This window comes from Escherichia sp. MOD1-EC5189 (genome assembly GCF_002966045.1).
GTDB classification, from domain to species: domain Bacteria; phylum Pseudomonadota; class Gammaproteobacteria; order Enterobacterales; family Enterobacteriaceae; genus Escherichia; species Escherichia coli_F.
The window spans coordinates 1-850 of the sequence record NZ_PTRX01000097.1 but is presented as its reverse complement, the minus strand read 5'-3'; the positions used below and the strand labels follow the sequence as shown (position 1 = coordinate 850).

Sequence of the window (850 nt, the reverse complement as noted above, 5' to 3'; positions counted from 1 at the left end):
ACCTTCGATGACTTTTTTCAGGCGAGGTACCGTAATGTCGTTGATGTACTCCATCTGCTCAATACCGATATAGCGACGCCCCATTTTGTGAGCAACAGCAGCTGTAGTTCCACTACCAAGATTAAAGTCTAGAATTAGGTCATTTTTAGTAGATGTTATTTCGATTAGCTTAGCCAATAGGGTTTCTGGTTTTGTATAATCAAATATATTTTTCCCTAAGAGGGAGCTAATGTGTTTTGTCGCATTGTCGTTAGAATACTTGTTTTCAGTAAACTCAAGTGTTGACAATGGCTTTGTTCTATCAAAGTAGGTTATGACATAATCATTTCCGTCCTTTGATATCTTTGCATTTTGATATGTTTTTGTATATATCCTTGGCCTTTGTCCGCCATTTCTTATTTCAATAAACCCATTTTCAAACCCAAAATCGAATAATTTCCTACTCCATCTCCAAGCCCAGTCCGCCCTGTTATGCTTGCCATTCATTCTATCATTAAATAAATTTTCATCACCACCTGGGTAATATTTCTCACCATTGATTTCTATTATATAATCAAGTGATTTGCTGTATTGAAGGCTATCATAATCCAAGGTTTGGTTGAGTTTGTAGCTTCCTCTCTCAGCAAAGTACTCATCTTTATATTTGAAATTATCGTCGTCGTGCGAAACTGCATACATACGCTTGTTTTCTAAACTTCTAACATAAAGCAGTATGTAATCATGATTCTTTGCGAAAATGCTGGCGGATTTCCCTCCTTTCTTTGTTATTCTTGGGAATATAGCAATCCTATTTTTTCGGCCAAAAATATCATCAGCCAACGAGGCCAAATAATTTAATTCATTATCATCA

The 850-nt window shown here is 36.0% G+C and carries 1 protein-coding gene; it reads right to left on the bottom strand.

Annotation, left to right across the window (positions count from 1 at the left end; genetic code table 11):
• The coding region (locus tag ATB02_RS25690) for a DNA methyltransferase (protein ID WP_198600605.1) at positions 1-850 on the bottom strand (850 nt) is incomplete at both ends.